Raw genomic sequence first — 18,501 nt, 5'->3', positions numbered from 1 at the left:
ATCGCGGAAAGCAGGGCTATTGGCGGTAGCTCACCAGGAAGTTGCCGAGCCGCTCAATCGCGTTCTCCAGCTGCGAAGCCCACGGCAGCGTGACCACGCGGAAGTGATCCGGCGTGGGCCAGTTAAAGCCGGTGCCCTGCACCATGAGGATTTTCTCGGCGCGCAGGATGTCGAGCATGAGCTTCGCGTCATCGTGGATCTCGTAGACCTCTGGATCCAAGCGCGGGAAGCAATACAACGCGCCCATCGGCTTCGTCACGGATACGCCTGGAATCTCGTTGAGCTTCTCGTAGGCAATGTTGCGCTGCTTGAGTAAGCGCCCGCCCTCACCGGTGAGCTCATAAATCGACTGCCGCCCACCAAGTGCGACCTGAATCGCGTGCTGCGCCGGTACATTCGGGCACAGGCGCGTGCCCGCCAGCAAATCCAGGCCCTCAATGAAACCGCGGGCATGGGACTTCGGGCCCGTCAGCACCATCCAGCCCGCGCGGTAGCCGGCCACGCGGTAGGCCTTCGACAGGCCATTAAACGTGATCGTCAGCAAGTCCGGCGCCAGGGAGGCAATCGAAATGTGCTTCGCACCGTCATAAAGAATGCGGTCATAAATCTCATCCGCCAGAATCAGCAGATTGTATTCGCGTGCTACCTCAACGATTTTCTGCAGCGTTTCACGCGAGTACACAGCACCCGTCGGGTTATTCGGATTAATGACCACAATTGCCTTGGTCTTCTCCGTTACTTTTGCGCGAATATCCTCAATGGACGGATTCCAATCATCCTCCTCATCGCACAAATAGTGTACGGGCGTGCCACCCGCCAGCGACGTCGCCGCCGTCCACAGGGGGTAGTCAGGGGCGGGGATGAGAACCTCATCGCCGTCGTCAAGCAGCGCCTGCGTGACCATCGAAATCAGTTCGGAGACGCCGTTGCCCAGGTACACGTCATTGACGTCGAAGCTGGGGAAATCCTCCAGCTCATAGCGCGTCACAATCGCGCGACGCGCCGGGATAATTCCCTTCGATGTGGAGTAGCCCTGGGAGGTCGGCAGCGCCGCAATCATGTCGCGCATGATGACGTCCGGCGCATCGAAACCAAACACTGCCGGGTTGCCGGTGTTGAGCTTCAAAATGCTGTGCCCGTCGAGCTCCATGCGCTCGGCCTCCGTGGAAACCTCGCCGCGAATATCGTAGGCAACGCCTTGTAGTTTGGTGGATTGATCAAAAATCCGGTTGTGTGTCATGCCGGATATGTTACTTCTGGTTCCACTGCTCCAGCTTGCGTTTGGCCAGATTCATCGCATCGCCGGTGATTTCGCTTGCTTGACGACGCCTCTCCGCCCATTGCGCCTGCTCCAACGCCCGCATCTGCGCGCGTTCCTCCGCGCCCGCGGCCTTGAGCTCGCGCATGCGCTGGCGCTCGATCTGGCGCGGCGACGGGCGATGCCAGGATTCCGGGCCCACCTTGGCCACGTACAGCATGATCCACAACGCGGGGATGAGGAAAAGCAGGCCCGTTCCGGTCAGCGCGGCGGTGACGCCGGACATGGCACCGAAAGATGCAATCGAGCCGAACAACAACCCCAGCGTGCCTACCATGGCCGTGGCCAGTCGAGGCTTCTTCGTAGCCTGGTAGGCGCGCTCCATTTCACCTTGGGAGTAGATCTTGAGCTCCGTGCTGGCTTTGGTGGGGATATCCATGAAGACGGCCGCCAGCTCGCGGCGAGTCGTCGCCTCCATTATCGCGTCGGTGCGCTGTTCAAACTCGTCCATCGATAGACGGCCTTCACCCAAGGCCTGGGCGAGGTCGTTGACGGCGTTGGTCCGTTCGGCGTCGGAAAGCCGCATGCTGAAAGGATTAGTCACAATAGCCATCCTAACAGCCTATTTAGCTTGCTCCTTTTCGCGAACGAGGCCGGATAGGAACGGGAAGATTGCGACGGTGAGGGCACCGCCGGCGATGAAGATCGAGGCCATTTCTGTATCGACGATGCCCGAACCCACCGCAAGCGTCATCACCGCCACGATGATGGGCAGGCCGGTCGCCGCATAGAGCGCCACTTGGAGGCGCTCGCGGGTGGTTTCGACGTCGGAGCCCGTGTGGTGGATATTTTCGCGCAGGAACACTGGCAGGCCGCGGGTCACCAGGATAAGAAGCGGGATGCCGAGGACCTTGAGGGGCTCGTCCACGATGACCTTCCAGTCAATCGCCATGCCGGAGACCACGAAGAAGACCGGGATGAGCATGGAATAAAACACCACGTCGAGGCGGTTCTCCAAGCCCTTATGGAACTCATCGGGCACGATGCGGTTCAGGATGATGCCCGCCGCGAAGGCACCCAGCACGATATCGAGCTCAAAGACCGCGGTGACCGCCATGAGGATGGCCAGAATCAAAATGATGAGGCGCATGATGGTCTGGTTCGTTGAGCCCGCACCAGAGATGAAGGCGTCCTTGAACCACGGCATGAGCGTCGTAATGGCAAAGGGCATGATGGCCACGGCGACCGCGATTGCGATGAAGGCCAGAAGAATCAACATCGTGGTCCACGTGGAGCGCGTTCCCAAAAGGAGCGCCATCGCGGTAATCGGCGCGACCTCACCGATGGCGCCGTGGATGACCACGGAATCGCCTACCCGCGTGCCAAGCAGCTTGTCCTGCTTGAGCATCGGCGTGATGGTGCCCAGGGCCGTCGACGTCAACGCAATTGCCATGACGATGGCACCCGGGATGTCATCCATGAGGAAGTACGCGCCGACGCCACACACCACCATGCAGATGAGCCACGTGGAGAGCCCCGTCGCGGCTTCTTTCGATTTCAGGCTGGCGAGGTCAATTTCAAAACCCGCAAGCAGGAACAGCGCGCCAACGCCAAGCTCCTTGAGCATTCCGATGCCGGGGTCTTCATGGGCCAGGCCCAACATCGATGGGCCGATGAGCATGCCGAAGAAAATGAGCAGCGCCACGGCCGGCATCTTCTTGCCTAGGGCATGGGATACCAACGGTGCCAACAGCGCCACCGCCATAATCCATGCGAAGGACACCAGCGAGTTGGTGTAGTTGGTCTCGCCCGAGGCGAGGACGTAGGTTACGTCAGTTTGCATGGGGTAGAGCGTACCTGTGGGGTATCAGGCACGCCTACCCCGTGCGTTGGTGGTGTGGCCGACGTCGCACTAGTCGCCCTTGCTTGCCGACGCCCCCGGAGCCTTCGGCGCCGCCGGGGCACTGGGTGCCGCTGGCGCGTCTGGCACAGATGGAGCCTTCGGTGCCGCTGGCGCGTCTGGCACAGATGGTGCCTGAGGTGCGCTGGGCGCGGCTGGAGCCTTTGGTGCCGCGGGTGCGCTGGGTGCCGCCGGTGGTGTCGGTGCGGACGGCGCGGCGGGAGCGCTTGGCGCAGTTGGGGGCGTCGGTGCCGAAGGAGTAGCCGGGGCACTAGGCGCTGCGGGTGCTTGCGGCGCGCTTGGCGCAGACGGAGCTGCGGGAGCGGTGGGAGCTGCGGGTGCCTTAGGTGCGCTGGGGGCCGCCGGTGCACCTGGGGCGGAAGGAGCGGTTGGGGTAGCCGGTGGTGTCGGAGCGGATGGAGCCGTTGGGGCAGCCGGTGGTGCCGGGGCGGACGGCGCGGCGGGAGCGCTTGGTGCGGACGGCGCGGCGGGTGCGCTGGGGGCAGCCGGAGCCGCCGGTGCAATCGGAGCGCCAGGGGAGGAAGGAACCGTTGGAGCAGTAGGCACGGTTGGCGTGGACGGAGCTTGGGGCGCAGTGGGTGCTGCAGGAGCGCTGGGGGCAGCCGGAGGCGTTGGCGCTGCAGGTGCTTGCGGCGTGCTGGGCGCAGACAGCGCTGCAGGTGCTTGCGGCGCAGAGGGAGCGCTTGGTGCGGACGGCGCAGCGGTGGGGGCCTGTGGGGAGCTTGTCGGGGCAGATTGCGCAGCGGTCGCTTCCGGGGAAGGCACGTCGGAATCTTCCACGGGCAGGCGGCGAGGCGTGTCGAGGAAGGCCTTCTCGCGCGGGGCAGGGAGGTCGCCGGAGGGGGCGATGGCGCTGCGCAGCATGAGCGCCACATCGCTGACCTGGGTTTCCGGTGCGATGGATTTCACGCCGCCCGTGAGCATGACGTTGCAGAACGGGCAGCCCGTCGCGATCTGTTCCGCGCCCGTTGCCACGGCCTGCTCCGAGCGGAACTCGTTGATGCGCTTGCCCAGCTTTTCCTCCATGAACATGCGCGCGCCACCGGCGCCGCAGCAGAAGGCCTCGTCGCGGTTGTGGTCCATCTCCGCCAGCGACGCACCGGTCGCCTCCACGAGCTCACGCGGCGGGTCGAAGACCTTGTTGTGGCGGCCCAGGAAGCACGGGTCGTGGTAGGTCACCGGCTTGCGGTTCTCCGGGGAGCGCGGCACCGGCACGAGCAGCTTCTCCCGCACCAAACGGTTAAGCAGCTGCGTGTGGTGCAGCACGTCGAAGTGGCCGTCGAAGTCGGGGTACTCGTTGCGAATCGTGTTGAAGCAGTGCGGGCACGTCGTGATGATTTTGCGCTGGCCTTTGGGGACGCCGGCAAAGGCGTCGTTAAGCGTGGCGACGTTTTGCTCCGCCATCACCTGGAACAGGAACTCATTTCCGGCACGGCGCGCCGGGTCACCGGTGCAGGTCTCGCCCGTGGCCAGCACACCGAACTTCACGCCTGCAGTGTGCAGCATGTCCACCACCGCGCGCGTCGTGGCGCGGCCCTTGTCATCATAAGTACCCGCGCAACCGACCCAGAACAGGTACTCCAGGTCCGAAAAGTCTTCCGCGTCCTCACCAATAATCGGCACCTCGATGCCATCGGCACGCGCCTCATCGATCCACGCGCGGCGCTCCGAGGCGTTGCGACCCCACGGGTTGCCCTTTGTCTCCATGTTCTTAAACAGTCCGGTCAGCTCCGACGGGAAGTCGGACTCCGCCAGCACCTTAAACCGGCGCAGGTCCGCCACGTGGTCGATGTGCTCGATGTCCACCGGGCACTGGTCCACGCACGCACCGCAGTTGGTGCAGGCCCACAGGACGTCATCATCAATCGTGCCCGCCATCGCCAGTACGTTGAGCCCCTCGTGCGGGTTGTAATTATCCAGCGCGCCTTGGCGCAGGTCCATCATGAGCTTCTTCGGGCTCAGCGGCTTCTCGGTGTTCCACGCGGGGCAGAGGTCCTGGCAGCGGCCGCATTCGGTGCAGGAGGAGGCGTCGAGAAGCATCTTCCAGCTCCCCGGCTCAAGGTCCTCCAGGTCGGGTGTGGGCACGGAGCCCAGCGCCTTTTCACCCGTGGCGTTGCGCTGGAAGAAGATGTTGAAGAAGGCCATGAAACGGTGCCACATCACGCCCCACTGGAAATAGCGCGCGATGCACGCGATGAACACCAGGCCCGTCAGCAGCTTCACCAGAGCAAAGAATTGCACCATGCTTGGCGGCGCCCCCATAACCCCCGCCACACGCATGGTCAAGAAATCAGCCCACGGGGAGCCGCCGCCATAGGTGGAGATGGCGGAGGCCTTGACGGCGAGCATGCCGAGGCCCTCGAGGAGAACGATGGCCTCCACCAGGTGCGCGGGGAAGACCTGCGAATTATAGAAACGGCTGCCGCGCTCGGTGTGGCCGAGCTTGAGGCGCACGCCGATGAGGAAGCAGATGCCGAGCACGGTGCCGATGGCGAGGACCTCTTCGATGAAGTGGTAGACCGGCCAGTCGCCCAGCCACGGCCAGCCTTTATCGGGCGCGAAGGTTTGGATATAGGCCTCGAACCACACGATGGCGCCGAAGAGGAAACCCACCATCACGAGCCAGTGCGCGGCATTGACCAGCGGCCGGCCTTTGAAGTGGGTATGGCCGAAGACTTCGATAAGCACGCGGCCGAGGCGCGCCAGGGGGCGGTCGGTACGGTTTAGCTGCGTGGGGCCGCCGGAGCGGATGAACCGAAACAGCGCCGTGAGGCGGTAGAAAAAGTACAGCCACACCGGGACCGATGCGGCGATGGCAACCCAGCCGAACATGCGCGCTCCTTTAATTGCTGCTGTGTGCCTCTTACCTTAAATCCTCGGCCCCTAAATCAGTGAGTCAGCATTCAGCTAGTGTTTTCGGAGGCAGAGAAATAAGCTGACGTGTATGGGAAGAATCAGTGCGCCGAAGGCGGCGGTGGGGCTTATCGCAGGATTTGCGGCTTTCGGCGTGACGGGGTTTGCAGTGGCGCAAGGCGGTCTGACGGCGAACCTGGCGCTATCGGGAACGTTCTTCAACGTCAACATGCGGCACTTGGAGGGCGAGGCTTTCTCGCTCTTCGTGGATAGTGACAAGAAGGGTGAGGAGGACGTGCCGACGGCCCGGTTGAAGATGGAGCACGCGGTGGCCTCGGATCTTTGCCTTTACGTCACGACGGACCTGCCGGCGGTGGGGGAGGCCACGCTGGCGCTGAAGGCGAAGGGCGATAACAGCGTGGAGGCCACCGACTTGTTGGTTGGTGCGTCGGACATCGAGGGCTCGTTGGTCATGGAGGATGCGAACGTGGGCATCGATGCGCGCCAGCTGTCCACCACCGCGGATCCCGGAACGTGGGGCCTGTATGCAAAGAAGGTTTCGCTGACTGCCGACGACGTCCGCGCCACCTCCATCGGCGCCAAGACGCTGTCAGCACAGAACGTGGGCGTATCCGTGGAACGGGGCCGCGGAAATGGCTGCTGATCGGTTTAAGGCGTGGCGCGGTGGGCGGCCCTTCATCCCGGGCTTGCTGCTCATACTTTCGGGAATCGTCATCGCCACGCCCGCGTATTTCACCGTGCACATCTCGGACCTGCTGGTCATGATTTCCACGGTGTCGGGCGTGTCCACGCTGCTCATCGGGGCGCTGTTGGTCATGTTCGGCTTAGGAGCGTGGTTTCGCCCGGCCACCTCGACGTATCTGGGAGTGCTCGGCATCATCGTGGCCGTGATTGCGCTGCCTACCTCTAACTTGGGAGGCTTCCTCATCGGTTCACTGCTCGGCATCATTGGCGGCGCGCTCACCCTGGCGTGGGAGCCTACCGATGTTTAAGCACCGTCCTTCGCGCTCACGGAGCGTGTTGTTCGTGGCCGCCATGGTCGCTGCGGCGAGCGCGACGGGCGTGAGCGCGCAGGTCGCCCCGGCGCAGCCCTACTTTTCCACCGTGAAGGCGGACGAGGTCACGCTAACGGGAAACGTGAAAGCCACGCTGGGCACGATGCCCACCCGCGACGGCGAGGTGCGCGTTATCGAGCTCACCGGCGATCGCCTTGCCGTGCGCAACCTGGCCATCACCTTGCCCGGAAATGCCGGCGATGGCCTGCTCACGACAGGTGGTTCGATAACCACCGTGGAGCCCGCGCGCATCGTGGCGACCTCGCTGACCGCCACCCCCACCGTCGAGGGTGCGCGCACCGTGCCCGTCACGGCAGATCTCACCGGCGGCGATATCAATGCCGTTCTCGATCAGCTCGGAATTCCCCCTGCTCCGGACGCCGAGCTTCCCGACGCCCTCATGGAGCACCTTTCCTTAAGCGACGTCACCCTCGAGTTGGCGAACCTCACGGGTGACACGTTCTCGGCCCCGACGATGTCCGTGAGCGTCGACTAGTCCTCGCGGAACTGGGACTGGTGGAGGCGCCAGTAGGCGCCGTGGGCGTCGAGAAGCTCGGCGTGGGTGCCCTGTTCCACGATGCGTCCTTCTTCCATGACGATGATGATGTCGGCGTCACGAATCGTGGACAGGCGGTGCGCGATGATGAAGGAGGTGCGGTCCGCGCGCAGCGCGTTCATGGCGTCCTGAACAAGCACCTCGGTGCGGGTATCCACGGAGGAGGTCGCTTCGTCGAGGATGAGGAGCGCCGGCTGCGCCAGGAAGGCGCGCGCGATGGTGATGAGCTGGCGCTCGCCGGAGGAAATCGCGCCATTGTCTTGATCGATGACCGTGTCATAGCCCTCAGGCAGCGCGTGGACGAAGCGGTCCACGTAGGTGGCCTTGGCGGCGGCAATGACTTCCTCATCGGTCGCGTCGAGGCGGCCGTAGCGGATGTTGTCCATGATGGTGCCCTCGAAGACGACGGCGTCCTGCAGCACCATGCCCACCTGGGAGCGCAGCTCGTGGCGCGACATCTGCGCGGTGTCGACGCCGTCGAGGCGGATGGTGCCGGAATCGATGTCGTAGAAACGCATGATGAGGTTGACCAGCGTGGTCTTGCCGGCACCCGTGGGGCCCACGATGGCCGCGGTCTGGCCCGGTTCCACGCGCAGGCTGAGCTCCTGGATGAGCGGCTTGTCGGGGTCATAGGAGAAGTCCACGTCCTCGAACTCGACCAAGCCCTTGGCGCGCCCGCCCAGCCGGGAAGAGGGATGTTCGGCGGGTTCTTCCTCGGCGTCGAGGAACTCGAAGACGCGCTCGGCCGAGGCCACGCCCGATTGCACCTGCTGCATCATTCCGCCGAGCTGGCCCAGCGGCTGGTTGAACTCGCGGGAGTACTGGATGAAGGCCTGGGCGCCACCCAGCGTGAGGTTGCCGGAGGCCACCTTCAACGCGCCGAGCACCGCGATGACCACGTAGGACAGGTAGGAGATGAACTGCATGATCGGCATCATCATGCCCGCCAGGAACTGCGCCAGCGAGGCGGAGCGGAAGAGCTCCTCGTTGCGCTTATCAAAGTCCTCCGTCATGGAATCGATGCGTCCGAAGACGGTCGCCAGGTCGTGGCCGGAGAAGGCTTCCTCGACCTGCCCGTTGAGGTCACCGGTGGCTTTCCACTGCGCCTTGAACTGCTTTTGCGCGCGCGAGCCGACGACCCCGATGACCACACCAGTCAGCGGCAGCGCCAGCAGCGCCACGAGGGCCAGCTGCCAGGACACGGTGAACATCATGACCGTGATGCCGATGACCATGAGCAGGTTATAGAACAGCTGCGAAATGGCCTGCTGCAGGGCCGTTTGGACGTTGTCGGCATCGTTGGTGGTGCGCGACAGAAGGTCGCCGCGCGACTGCGTATCGAAGTAGTTCAGCGGCAGCCGGTTGATCTTCGCCTCGATGCGCTCGCGCAGATCGAAGACAACCTTCATCACCAGCGAGTTCAGAAGGTAGCCCTGCCACCACTGGAAGAGCGAGGACACCACGTACATCGCAATCACGATGCCGATGATCGTGCCCAGCTTGGAAAAATCAATGCCGAAGCCGGGGTTCAAGTCCATGGCGGAGGCCATGTCCGCGAACTTATCCTGCCCGCCCGCGCGCAGAGCCGCGATGGCCTGCTCCTTGGTCATGCCGGCGGGCAGGTGGCGGGAAGTGACACCGGAGAAGATGACGTCGGTGGCCTTGCCCATAACCTTGGGCGCGGCCACGGCGAGGAACACGCACACGAGGTTCATCGCGGCAATCGCGACAAGCTGCGCCTTGAATGGCGCGAGCAGGCCAAAGAGACGCTTGGCGGAGGGCCAAAAATTCTTGGCCTTGCGCGGCGCGTTTTCGCCGGTCTTCTGCTCGATCTCGGCTTCTAACGTCGCGTTATCTTGCTCAGTCATTTATGCCACCTCCTGGGATTCCACAATTTCGCGGTACGTCGTCGAGCTTTCCAGCAGCTCCTCGTGCGTGCCGCGGGCCACGACGCGCCCGGCGTCCATGACCAGAATCTGATCCGCGTCCACGATCGAGCTCACGCGTTGCGCCACGATGATCGTCGTCGCCTCCGCGGTGTACTCGCGCATTCCGGAGCGCACCGCGGCATCCGTGAGGACATCGAGCGCGGAGAAGGAATCATCAAAGAGGTACACCAGCGGCCGCGCCACCAGCATGCGCGCGATGGACAGGCGCTGGCGCTGGCCGCCGGAAACGTTGGTGCCGCCCTGGGAAATGTGCATGTCGAGGTCCTCGACGAAGTTTGCCTGGGCCACGCGCAGCGCTTCCCACAGCTCCTCGTCGGTGGCGTCCGGGGCGCCGAGGCGCAGGTTGGAGGCCACGGAACCGCTAAACAGGTACGGTTTCTGCGGCACGAGGCCCACGCGCTTGACGACGTCCCCTCGTGCCATATCGGCGATATCGGTGCCGTCGAGAAGCACGCGGCCCTTCGTCGGGAGATAGAGGCGCGGGATCAGGGAGAGTGCGGTGGTTTTGCCGGAACCGGTCGCGCCGATGAGAGCGGTGGTGGTGCCGGGGGTGGCGGTGAAGGAGACGTCGTGAAGCACGGGCGCTTCGGCGCCGGCGTACTGGAACGTGACGTTGTCGAACTCGACCACGCCCTCGGAGCGCTCCGGGGTGAGCGGGGTAGCGGGCTCGACGATGGAGGGATCGTGCTCGAGGACGTCGGTGATGCGGCGCGCGCAAATGACGGCGCGGGGCAGCATCATGGCCATGAAGGTGCCCATCATGACGGCCGCGAGGATCTGTAGCAGGTATTGCAGGAAGGCGGTCAGGGAGCCGACTTCCACGAGGCCATCGTCGACGCGGTGGCCGCCGAACCACAGAACTGCGCCCGTGGCTACGTTCAGGATGACGGTGATGATGGGGAACATGAGGACGAACAGCTGGCCCACCTTGAGCGAGAGGTTGGTGATGTCGCGGTTGGCGGTGCGGAAACGCTCGGCTTCGTGCTCTTCGCGGGTAAAGGCGCGGACGACGCGAATGCCGGCGATTTGCTCGCGCAGCGTGCCGTTCATGACGTCGAGCTTTTCCTGCCACGAGCGGAAGAGCGGCATGAGGCGGACGATGATGACGGAGATGGCGGCCAGCAGCACGATGACGGAGACCGCGACGAGCCAGGACATTCCGGCGTCTTCGCGGATGGCCATGATTATGCCGCCGATGGACATGATGGGGGCGGCAACCATGAAGTTGAGCATCATCATGTAGACCATCTGGACCTGCTGGACATCGTTGGTGCCGCGGGTGATGAGGGTGGCGGTGCCGAAGTTGCTCATGTCTTCGGCGGAGTAGCGGGTGACGCGGCGGAAGACTTCGGAGCGCAGGTCGCGGCCGAGGCCCATGGCGGTGCGGGAGCCGAACCAGATGGCGGCGATGGCGGCGGCGACCTGGATGAAGGCCACGATGAGCATGATGCCGCCGGTGTGCCAGATGTAGTCGATGTCTACTTGGGCAACACCCTTGTCGATGATCTTCGCGTTGAGCGAAGGGAGGTAAAGCGTTGCCGCGGTGGACAGTGCTTGGAGAAGCAGCACCGCGATGACGTAGCCGGTATACGGCTTCGAGCGGGATATGAGGATACGTAGGAGTTCCATAGACCAACGTTTCATGTGAGCGGCCTGGAAAGGCCAAAGGTCAATGACCGCGCAAGTCTATCCCGCTAGACGCGAGTGCGTCTAGCGAGTGCGGTGGTGCAAGGACTGGCAGCAGGCTTCCCCATTTCCCTGCGCGAGCGTTGAGCTCGCGCGTTTAGCTCGCGCGCTAGAAGCAGACCGGGGCGCGCTGGGCGCGAGCCGTGACGGCGGCCCAGTCCTCGACGTCGTCGGTGGGCTGGCACAGGCCCTCCCACGTGGTGATGGCCACGCCGCGGGCCATGAGTTCCAAAAGAACGAGGTGGTGGTCCCCGGAAGCGGAGAGCTGGTTGAGGTCCGAGTGGTTGATGTCCGCGTCGGGGCCATAGCCCACGCGGACGTTGCCGATGAGCCGCAGCCGCGGCGTTGTCCCCTTTGGGCACGGCTCAGCAACGGATTCCGCGCCGGAGAGCCCGGCGAAGCGGCGCAGCAAACCGAAAGGCGCGGGGCGCTCGCAGTAGAGGTCCACGCACAGCCCGGCCCTGATGAGCCGTTCGGCGGTGGAGAGCGCGGCGGGGCTGTCCCCGACGATGGCAACACGCTGCATGAGAACCCCTTCAGTTCGGTAGAAATAGACTGTCTAGTCTGTAAATCTAGTCCGCTCGGTTCATTCTGGCTAATTTTTATTCTCCCTAGTACCCAAGCTCACAGCCCCCGCGCCCCACTGTGGGGCTGCGCACACGCCCGCCTCCCTTTAATGTGAGGTGTCATGACCGAACCGATAAACCTGCTGGACCGCGGCGACTACCGCGACCCCAGCATTAGCCCCGAAGGCACCCGCGACACCGCGCCGCTCGAGCCTGCCGTGGCCCAGCGCAACCAGGAACTCGTCGAGGAGTGGGCCGACAAGCTTTATGACGCCTCCGCCGAGACCATCACCCAATGGGCCGCCGAGCACGCACCCGGCCGCCTCGCCGTCACGATGTCCATGGAAAACACCGTGCTCGCCGAGCTCGCGCACCAAGCGCACCTCGACGCCGACCTCCTCTTCATCGACACCGGCTGGCACTTTCCGGAGACGTTGGAGGTGGCGGGGGACGTCGCCAAGCGCTATGCGGACCTGCCGCTGGTGCGCGTCCTGCCTATCTTGAGCCCCGAGGAGCAGGACAAGATTTATGGCCCGCGCCTGTACGCGCGCGATGTCGCGGCCTATAACCGCATGCGCAAGGTGGAGCCGCTCAACATGGCTATGGACCCGTATGTCGGGTGGGTGACCGGCCTGCGCCGCGCCGATTCCGAGCACCGCGCCACCGCCCCGGCGCTGAGCCTGGACCGCACGGGCCGGCTGAAGATTTCCCCAATTATTACCTGGGACCTTGATGACACCGACGCCTACATCAAGGAACACGATCTCATCATCCATCCCCTCACCCTCCAGGGTTACCGCTCCATCGGCTGCGCGCCGTTGACCTTCCCGGTAGGCGAGGGCGAGGATGCGCGCTCCGGGCGCGTTTTCGCAGACGGCAAGACAGAATGCGGGTTACACGAATAATGACTCTTTCACCACACCTTAAAGACTTAGAGAACGAATCCCTCCACATCCTGCGCGAAGTCGCCGGGCAATTCGACAAGGTAGGCCTGCTCTTTTCCGGCGGCAAGGACTCCGTCGTGGTCTTCGAGCTCGCCCGCCGCGCCTTTGCGCCGGCCACAGTGCCCTTCGAGCTCATCCACGTGGATACCGGCCACAACTTCCCGGAGGTCATCGACTTCCGCGATCAGCTCGTCGAGGAAACCGGCGCGCGCCTGCACGTGGCGCTGGTCCAAGACTGGATCGACCGCGGCGACATCCAGGAGCGCCCCGACGGAACCCGCAACCCGCTGCAGTCCGTGCCGCTGGTGGAGACCATCGCGGAGCGCGGATACGACGCCGTGCTGGGTGGCGCGCGCCGCGACGAGGAACGCGCCCGCGCCAAAGAGCGCATCTTTTCCATCCGCGATTCCTTCGGCGGTTGGGATCCGCGCCGCCAGCGCCCGGAGCTCTGGGACCTGTACAACGGCGGCAAGATGGCCGGCGAAAACGTCCGCGTCTTCCCCATCTCCAACTGGACCGAGTCCGATATTTGGGAGTACATCGGCGCGCGCAACCTGCAGCTTCCCTCCATCTACTACTCGCACCAGCGCGAGGTGTTCAACCGCAACGGCATGTGGCTGACCCCGGGCGAGTGGGGCGGCCCGCGCGAGGATGAACCGCTGGAGATCCGCACCGTGCGCTACCGCACCGTGGGCGATATGTCCTGCACCGGTGCCGTGGAATCCACCGCCGCCTCGCCCGATGAGGTGCTCGCGGAAATCTCCATTTCCACCCTGTCCGAGCGCGGTGCCACCCGCGCCGATGACAAACTGTCCGAGTCCGCCATGGAGGACCGCAAGAAGGAAGGCTACTTCTGATGACGACTACCCTCGCACCGAATGTCGGCGCGCTCAAGCAGCGCGATACCCTGCGCCTGTGCACCGCCGGTTCCGTCGATGACGGCAAGTCCACCTTCGTGGGCCGCCTGCTCTACGACACCAAGTCCGTGCTGGCGGACCAGGTGGAGTCCATGGAGCGTTCCTCTGCCGACCGCGGCTTCGACGGCATGGACCTCTCGCTGCTTGTCGACGGCCTCCGTGCCGAACGCGAACAGGGCATCACCATCGACGTGGCCTACCGCTACTTCGCCACCGATAAGTGCACCTTCATCCTCGCCGATACCCCGGGCCACGTGCAGTACACGCGCAATACGGTGACCGGCATGTCCACGTCCCAGGTGGTGGTGCTGCTTGTCGACGCCCGCAATGGCGTCGTCGAACAAACCCGCCGCCACCTCAACGTCGCAGCACTCTTGGGCGTGCGCCACGTCATCCTGGGCGTGAACAAGATCGATCTGGTGGACTATGACGAAGCAACCTTCCGCGCGATTGAGACGGAGTTCAACGACATTGCGGCGCGCTTGGGCATTACGGACTCGGTTGCCATCCCGATTTCTGCGCTCAAGGGCGATAACGTGGTGGAGCGCTCCACCACCATGGACTGGTACGAGGGGCCGACGGTCCTTGAAACGCTAGAGACCGTCCCCGTGGCCACCGGCCGCGCCGATGACTTGGACTTCCGTTTCCCTATCCAGTACGTCATTCGCGAACACGCCTCTGACTACCGCGGATATGCCGGCCGCGTGAAGGCCGGGCACGTGGCGGTGGGGGATGAGGTAACGCTCCCGGGCGGGCGCACCTCGACCGTCACCGCGATTGACACCACCGATGGCTCGCTTGCTGAAGACGAGGCGGCGCGCGCCGGCGACTCCGTGGTTCTGCGGCTGGCCGATGACATCGACTTGGCCCGCGGCGACCTCGTCGCTGGTTCACAGCGCCCGGAGGAGGTGCGCGAATTCGCCGCCACCGCGGTGGTCCTCACGGACAAGGAGCTGCGCGCGGGACAGATGGTGAAGCTGCGCTATGGCACAGCATTGGTCAAGGCGCGCGTGGCATCGGTGGACCGCATCCTCGACCTAGACGGCGTGGCGGACGTTGAGGCTCCGGAGTCCGCAGCACTCAATGACATCGCCTACATCACCGTCCAGACGCAGGTGGAGCTTCCCGTCGAGGACTATGCCGCCCGCGGCGCGGTGGGCAATTTCCTGCTCATCGATCAGTCCAGCGGCAACACGTTGGCAGCAGGATTTGTGGGCCAGCGCCTGCGCTAGTCCCCCTTAACCCGCGGCTTTATGGCCGCGGGTTTCGGCGTTTTAGGCGGTCTTTTCGGCCTGCTTGCGGCCCAAGGTCTTGCGCAGGGACCAGATGAATTCCACAATCATCAGGTAGACCGGGGTACCGCCGGCGACCATAAAGAAGAAGGCGCCGGCGGAGCTAGCCTCGTCGACGTAGTCATCAGCGCCGTACAGAAGCTCGATACTGCTGGCGTTGCCGACCTCCGCGAGGGCGCCGAGGCCGCGAATCGTGGAGATGATCCACATGAAGGCCAGCAGACCCCACACGATGCACCACTGAATCGACTGCGCGCGCTGGCGGGAGGGCTCCACGGCGAAGGAGAAGTTGCTCAGGTCAACGTTGAAGTTGGAGGAACCTGAAGCCTGAGCGGTCGACGGCTGGGGCATGAGCTGCACTCCGGATCCAGACGTGGCGATCTCGCGGATGCGGGCGACGTCTACCTCGGGGCCGAAGGGATCCGCGATAGCTCGGTCATACTGCTCGCGGCGGTCCTGACGGGAGAAGATGCTGTGGGCGGTGGAGAGTTCGTCGTAAAGCGCGGCGTTGGACGGGTCCGTCGCGGAAAGGCGGCGTTCGATCTCCGAGGCCAAAGTCGCAGAATCAGCGGAAGGGTCAAGGTTGAGGGAGCTATAGAGGTTGTAGTGTGCCACGAGGCGAAAAATCCTTTCCAAACTAAGTTGTTGCCCTAGCAGGGGTCGCTGAAGTCTGCATCGTTATTGAGCGAACGGGCGTTGCCACCGTACCGCGCCTTGAGTTTACAGACCTCATCCACGCTGTGGCCGGCGTCGTAGTAAATGGCAAAGACCTCCTTACCATCGACTTCAGAGCGCAAGGAATTGCAGGCCAGTCCCGGCATCGACTTAGCACCAGGATGCTGGGCGAGTGCCTGGTCGACGTACGGTGTTCTGAGTTCGCCGTAGGGCACAAGCACACTGTCAACAATGAGGATGTAGCTTCCGTCACAGAGGTCGCCCAAGTAGCCTGGTTTTAGCTCTTTCTCTTGGTCAGCTGCGGCCAACTCTTCAGAGGAGCAGAGGGGAACGTCATCGACATATTGCTCTGGAAGGCCATCCTCAATCAATTCCTTTCGGTCATAGCAGTCCATGTGTGAGTCTGAAAATTCGCCGTCGGCCTCGTGCGGGATCCATGAGTTGCCTGCCCAGGAATGGAGGTAATACAGCGAGCTGTTTTCTTGGGCGAGGAGCAGCCAGTCATCGTCGCAGAAGACGGTCATTGGGTTATCAATCTTGTCCCGGAAAGCGTCAGCCATTTCGCCACATTTTTGTTCTCGGGTGTATTCGGGGTCGTCGACGAACGTGTAATTCTTTTTGGTGGTTTCAGTAGTTTCCTCCGAACTCGGTATCTGTTCGCTTGGGGCAGCTTCGGGTGAAGACGCCGCGGCCGAGTCGGAGGAAGGGGTCGAGTTGGTGTTTACGGCTATAGCCCACGTGATGCCCGCAGTCAGCGCAATGATGCCGACAATTGCGGCGATGATGACAGCGATGCGCTTCGGGGCGGTCGCCGGTGAGGGCGAGGAAGGGGGAGCGCCCCAGCTGTTGTTGTCAGTCATGTGATGGACTCCTTTGCATCTGGAAGAGAGAAAGCCTTGAGAGGAAACTGCAAGGTTACAATGAGAAACTGTGTCATACTATATCCGTACGGCTGTCAGAAATAGCTGCAGAAAGCAGGTAAGACAGGGTAGGGGTAGGGATCACTTGTCATGCTTAATCCAAACGCGGTATATAAGTTGCTACTATTTGAAGTAATTCACTGTGGATGGACCTCACGTGAGGGGTCGTGGAGGTATCGATTAGTCTTTCGGCGCCCCGCAGGCAACCAATGCAGAACCGGCTGTGCCTGGCTTAGTCCCACGCGTGACTCAGTGCGATTCCCCTGAACGGGGGAGAAGGGATAGAAGACTTGGTGCTTGATCGCCCCCTCAATGCAGCGGAACTGTATGCCACGCACAACCGAGTGAGCGTCTCACCAGATGTGGTGAGGAGGTTAGGCACTGCGTTGGGTTATGAGGCCATCGAGGCGTTTGGTGAGAACACCACCAAACGGCTCGCCACTGTCTTCGACCTCGGGGACATCATTGATCTGCTGCTATTGGGTCAGCTTCCCGATCTAGAGGTAGCCCCGGCTATGGAACAACAAGTGGAGGCGGACGTAGCCCGGAAGTTGGTGCGCCGCATCAGCGCGGGTGACTACCTCACCCGGCAACAGGTGCATGACCTTCTCCCGCGCGAGACTGTGACGCTTTTTCGCATGGGGCATCCCCGGCTATGGGCTTTTGCAGTGCGCCAGCGCCTGCCGAGAAACGCCGAGAAAGCCATTCCAGAGTCCTTCCACCGCGACATCACAGGCCCCTACACCACTCCGGAGGAGGCCTGGTTGGGCATGTACGTGGCCGATGCCACGCACTTAGGAGAGCTGGACGCGCGAGTGGAGGGGGCAGGGCTTGACGAAGACAGGCAGCAGCGCCTCCGCCTAGGCATGAGCCTGGCTGATACCTACCGTCAAGTGTGGAGCTCCGCCCGCGGGCATTGGCGGGTCAGCCCCAACACCACCTACATCGTGCCCTCCCGCCTGGGCTATTGCCCCTTCGTCTTCCGCGTGGCTGAGGGCGGGTGGCGCTGCGATTCTTTCGACGGCGGGCAGGACAGGTACATGGCCACCGAGGGCTATTGGATCGATGTGGAGCGCGAGCGCCTCATCCACTTGGGAGCGCCGGATCCGAACGATAGTTGGCTACCCACGGTGAGCGTTGCCGCAGAGCCGCCCAGTGAGACCGACCTGCAAGTAGCCCGGGCGTTGTCCGGGAAGCTGATCGCCCTCGGGGCGGCGCAAAAGAACATTACGATCCGGTTGCGGCAGAAGAACCGGACGCTGAGTTTTGACTAGTAAGTGCTGGGAGGGACATCACCGCTCATGATCACCTTCTGCTGGCCTTCATCCCAGCGGAAGCCTGCGTGCGTCTCGCCGGTGCGCCCGGCGGTGGTTTCGCCCTCGCGCGCCCAGTGGTAGGTTACGGCGATCTCGGCGTCATTTACGCGTTCGATGGTGGGGAAGAAACCATAAGGCTCGGCGGTCGCGGTGCCGAGATATTCGCCCTTGTGGAACAGCATGATGTGGTGCGGTGAGGAGGCCGTAGCCCCCTCGATGGCAATGATTAGCCAGCTCAAATCCGCGCAAGGGTCGAACTCTGAGGAGGAAGGCCGCCCCCAACCGAAGCCATTCCACGGTGCGATGGTGCCAATGCCTGATTGATAGGCCTCTTCAGCGTCAATATCCTCGCAGGACTCTGGTTCTTCGGTCTTCGGGGCAGGTGCCTGGTTGCTCGTTGGCTCCGGGCTTGCGGCCTCTTCCGTGGGGCTTGCGGCAGCAACGCTCGTTGGGTTGTTGCGGACCGCGCTAAACATTGGGGTGTCCACCTCGCCCTGCTCGCCCTGAGAACAGGCGGCGAGGGGGAGGCACATGAGTGCAGCGCCCACGAAGGCAGAAGCAGACCGGAGCAT

17 protein-coding genes are annotated in these 18,501 nt (G+C 63.3%); 7 read left to right on the top strand and 10 right to left on the bottom strand.

Annotated elements, in window-relative coordinates:
* Positions 1 to 16 precede the first annotated feature (16 nt).
* From HMPREF2760_RS07525 to HMPREF2760_RS07510, 4 genes are all read right to left on the bottom strand, one after another.
* On the bottom strand, positions 17 to 1,240 hold the full coding sequence (locus HMPREF2760_RS07525; RefSeq protein ID WP_070596989.1) for a pyridoxal phosphate-dependent aminotransferase: 1,224 nt from the start codon (positions 1,238 to 1,240) through the stop codon (positions 17 to 19).
* Between the two features lie 10 nt (positions 1,241 to 1,250).
* On the bottom strand, positions 1,251 to 1,871 hold the full coding sequence (locus tag HMPREF2760_RS07520; RefSeq protein ID WP_227485910.1) for a DUF1707 SHOCT-like domain-containing protein: 621 nt from the start codon (positions 1,869 to 1,871) through the stop codon (positions 1,251 to 1,253).
* A gap of 9 nt (positions 1,872 to 1,880) precedes the next feature.
* Positions 1,881 to 3,101, bottom strand: coding sequence for a cation:proton antiporter (locus HMPREF2760_RS07515; RefSeq protein WP_070523707.1), 1,221 nt, complete (start codon positions 3,099 to 3,101; stop codon positions 1,881 to 1,883).
* 69 nt (positions 3,102 to 3,170) lie between these two features.
* On the bottom strand, positions 3,171 to 6,011 hold the full coding sequence (locus HMPREF2760_RS07510; RefSeq protein WP_070596988.1) for a (Fe-S)-binding protein: 2,841 nt from the start codon (positions 6,009 to 6,011) through the stop codon (positions 3,171 to 3,173).
* 112 nt (positions 6,012 to 6,123) lie between these two features.
* Between HMPREF2760_RS07510 and HMPREF2760_RS07505 the strand changes: the two genes are divergently transcribed.
* The 3 genes from HMPREF2760_RS07505 to HMPREF2760_RS07495 are packed head-to-tail and all read left to right on the top strand — an operon-like array spanning position 6,124 to position 7,604.
* Positions 6,124 to 6,696, top strand: a complete 573-nt coding sequence (locus tag HMPREF2760_RS07505) for a DUF6230 family protein (protein ID WP_070523701.1) — start codon at positions 6,124 to 6,126, stop codon at positions 6,694 to 6,696.
* On the top strand, positions 6,686 to 7,045 hold the full coding sequence (locus HMPREF2760_RS07500; RefSeq protein WP_070596987.1) for a DUF6114 domain-containing protein: 360 nt from the start codon (positions 6,686 to 6,688) through the stop codon (positions 7,043 to 7,045). The genes HMPREF2760_RS07505 and HMPREF2760_RS07500 overlap by 11 nt, the downstream gene beginning before the upstream one ends.
* Positions 7,038 to 7,604 (top strand): hypothetical protein, encoded by a 567-nt coding sequence (locus HMPREF2760_RS07495; protein WP_070596986.1) that lies wholly within the window; start codon positions 7,038 to 7,040, stop codon positions 7,602 to 7,604. Before HMPREF2760_RS07500 ends, HMPREF2760_RS07495 begins: the two co-directional genes overlap by 8 nt.
* On the opposite strand, the gene HMPREF2760_RS07490 is transcribed toward HMPREF2760_RS07495, so the two are convergent.
* The 3 genes from HMPREF2760_RS07490 to HMPREF2760_RS07480 form a co-directional block, all read right to left on the bottom strand.
* Positions 7,601 to 9,532, bottom strand: coding sequence for an ABC transporter ATP-binding protein (locus tag HMPREF2760_RS07490; protein ID WP_070596985.1), 1,932 nt, complete (start codon positions 9,530 to 9,532; stop codon positions 7,601 to 7,603). The genes HMPREF2760_RS07495 and HMPREF2760_RS07490 overlap by 4 nt on opposite strands.
* The gene (locus tag HMPREF2760_RS07485; RefSeq protein WP_070596984.1) at positions 9,533 to 11,242 is read right to left on the bottom strand and encodes an ABC transporter ATP-binding protein; all 1,710 of its coding nucleotides are present in this window, start codon (positions 11,240 to 11,242) and stop codon (positions 9,533 to 9,535) included.
* A gap of 166 nt (positions 11,243 to 11,408) precedes the next feature.
* On the bottom strand, positions 11,409 to 11,825 hold the full coding sequence (locus HMPREF2760_RS07480) for a methylenetetrahydrofolate--tRNA-(uracil-5-)-methyltransferase (protein ID WP_070523689.1): 417 nt from the start codon (positions 11,823 to 11,825) through the stop codon (positions 11,409 to 11,411).
* A gap of 162 nt (positions 11,826 to 11,987) precedes the next feature.
* Here HMPREF2760_RS07480 and HMPREF2760_RS07475 point away from each other — a divergent pair, with 162 nt between their 5' ends.
* From HMPREF2760_RS07475 to HMPREF2760_RS07465, 3 genes are read left to right on the top strand one after another with little or no spacing between them, the layout of a single operon-like run.
* Complete coding sequence (locus tag HMPREF2760_RS07475; RefSeq protein ID WP_070523686.1) at positions 11,988 to 12,770, top strand: phosphoadenylyl-sulfate reductase; 783 nt, start codon at positions 11,988 to 11,990, stop codon at positions 12,768 to 12,770.
* On the top strand, positions 12,770 to 13,666 hold the full coding sequence (gene cysD / locus HMPREF2760_RS07470) for a sulfate adenylyltransferase subunit CysD (RefSeq protein ID WP_070523684.1): 897 nt from the start codon (positions 12,770 to 12,772) through the stop codon (positions 13,664 to 13,666). Before HMPREF2760_RS07475 ends, cysD begins: the two co-directional genes overlap by 1 nt.
* A complete protein-coding gene (locus tag HMPREF2760_RS07465) occupies positions 13,666 to 14,958 on the top strand; it encodes a sulfate adenylyltransferase subunit 1 (RefSeq protein ID WP_070596983.1) in 1,293 nt (430 codons plus the stop codon). Before cysD ends, HMPREF2760_RS07465 begins: the two co-directional genes overlap by 1 nt.
* A gap of 42 nt (positions 14,959 to 15,000) precedes the next feature.
* Here HMPREF2760_RS07465 and HMPREF2760_RS07460 read toward each other — a convergent pair whose 3' ends face one another.
* On the bottom strand, positions 15,001 to 15,633 hold the full coding sequence (locus tag HMPREF2760_RS07460) for a hypothetical protein (protein ID WP_070596982.1): 633 nt from the start codon (positions 15,631 to 15,633) through the stop codon (positions 15,001 to 15,003).
* Between the two features lie 35 nt (positions 15,634 to 15,668).
* Positions 15,669 to 16,553 carry a hypothetical protein gene (locus HMPREF2760_RS07455; protein WP_070596981.1) on the bottom strand — a complete coding sequence of 295 codons (885 nt, stop codon included), beginning with the start codon at positions 16,551 to 16,553 and terminating at the stop codon, positions 15,669 to 15,671.
* 353 nt (positions 16,554 to 16,906) lie between these two features.
* Between HMPREF2760_RS07455 and HMPREF2760_RS07450 the strand changes: the two genes are divergently transcribed.
* Positions 16,907 to 17,887 carry a hypothetical protein gene (locus tag HMPREF2760_RS07450; RefSeq protein WP_246823650.1) on the top strand — a complete coding sequence of 327 codons (981 nt, stop codon included), beginning with the start codon at positions 16,907 to 16,909 and terminating at the stop codon, positions 17,885 to 17,887.
* Here the strand turns inward: HMPREF2760_RS07450 and HMPREF2760_RS07445 are convergent.
* The gene (locus tag HMPREF2760_RS07445) at positions 17,884 to 18,501 is read right to left on the bottom strand and encodes an LppP/LprE family lipoprotein (protein ID WP_070596979.1); all 618 of its coding nucleotides are present in this window, start codon (positions 18,499 to 18,501) and stop codon (positions 17,884 to 17,886) included. The genes HMPREF2760_RS07450 and HMPREF2760_RS07445 overlap by 4 nt on opposite strands.

The organism is Corynebacterium sp. HMSC065D07, assembly GCF_001810695.1.
Classification (GTDB): domain Bacteria; phylum Actinomycetota; class Actinomycetes; order Mycobacteriales; family Mycobacteriaceae; genus Corynebacterium; species Corynebacterium hesseae.
The sequence above is the reverse complement of the archived record's forward strand: the minus strand, read 5'-3'. Positions and strand labels throughout refer to the sequence as shown.

What these genes read in the sequence shown, in the direction of transcription:
- HMPREF2760_RS07455 (WP_070596981.1), bottom strand. Translation starts at nt 16,553, where the DNA reads ATGACTGACAACAACAGCTGGGGCGCTCCCCCTTCCTCGCCCTCACCG.
- HMPREF2760_RS07495 (WP_070596986.1), top strand. Translation starts at nt 7,038, where the DNA reads ATGTTTAAGCACCGTCCTTCGCGCTCACGGAGCGTGTTGTTCGTGGCC.
- HMPREF2760_RS07510 (WP_070596988.1), bottom strand. Translation starts at nt 6,011, where the DNA reads ATGTTCGGCTGGGTTGCCATCGCCGCATCGGTCCCGGTGTGGCTGTAC.
- HMPREF2760_RS07515 (WP_070523707.1), bottom strand. Translation starts at nt 3,101, where the DNA reads ATGCAAACTGACGTAACCTACGTCCTCGCCTCGGGCGAGACCAACTAC.
- HMPREF2760_RS07485 (WP_070596984.1), bottom strand. Translation starts at nt 11,242, where the DNA reads ATGGAACTCCTACGTATCCTCATATCCCGCTCGAAGCCGTATACCGGC.
- HMPREF2760_RS07505 (WP_070523701.1), top strand. Translation starts at nt 6,124, where the DNA reads ATGGGAAGAATCAGTGCGCCGAAGGCGGCGGTGGGGCTTATCGCAGGA.
- HMPREF2760_RS07445 (WP_070596979.1), bottom strand. Translation starts at nt 18,501, where the DNA reads ATGCTCCGGTCTGCTTCTGCCTTCGTGGGCGCTGCACTCATGTGCCTC.
- cysD (WP_070523684.1), top strand. Translation starts at nt 12,770, where the DNA reads ATGACTCTTTCACCACACCTTAAAGACTTAGAGAACGAATCCCTCCAC.
- HMPREF2760_RS07480 (WP_070523689.1), bottom strand. Translation starts at nt 11,825, where the DNA reads ATGCAGCGTGTTGCCATCGTCGGGGACAGCCCCGCCGCGCTCTCCACC.
- HMPREF2760_RS07475 (WP_070523686.1), top strand. Translation starts at nt 11,988, where the DNA reads ATGACCGAACCGATAAACCTGCTGGACCGCGGCGACTACCGCGACCCC.
- HMPREF2760_RS07490 (WP_070596985.1), bottom strand. Translation starts at nt 9,532, where the DNA reads ATGACTGAGCAAGATAACGCGACGTTAGAAGCCGAGATCGAGCAGAAG.
- HMPREF2760_RS07465 (WP_070596983.1), top strand. Translation starts at nt 13,666, where the DNA reads ATGACGACTACCCTCGCACCGAATGTCGGCGCGCTCAAGCAGCGCGAT.
- HMPREF2760_RS07500 (WP_070596987.1), top strand. Translation starts at nt 6,686, where the DNA reads ATGGCTGCTGATCGGTTTAAGGCGTGGCGCGGTGGGCGGCCCTTCATC.
- HMPREF2760_RS07520 (WP_227485910.1), bottom strand. Translation starts at nt 1,871, where the DNA reads ATGGCTATTGTGACTAATCCTTTCAGCATGCGGCTTTCCGACGCCGAA.
- HMPREF2760_RS07525 (WP_070596989.1), bottom strand. Translation starts at nt 1,240, where the DNA reads ATGACACACAACCGGATTTTTGATCAATCCACCAAACTACAAGGCGTT.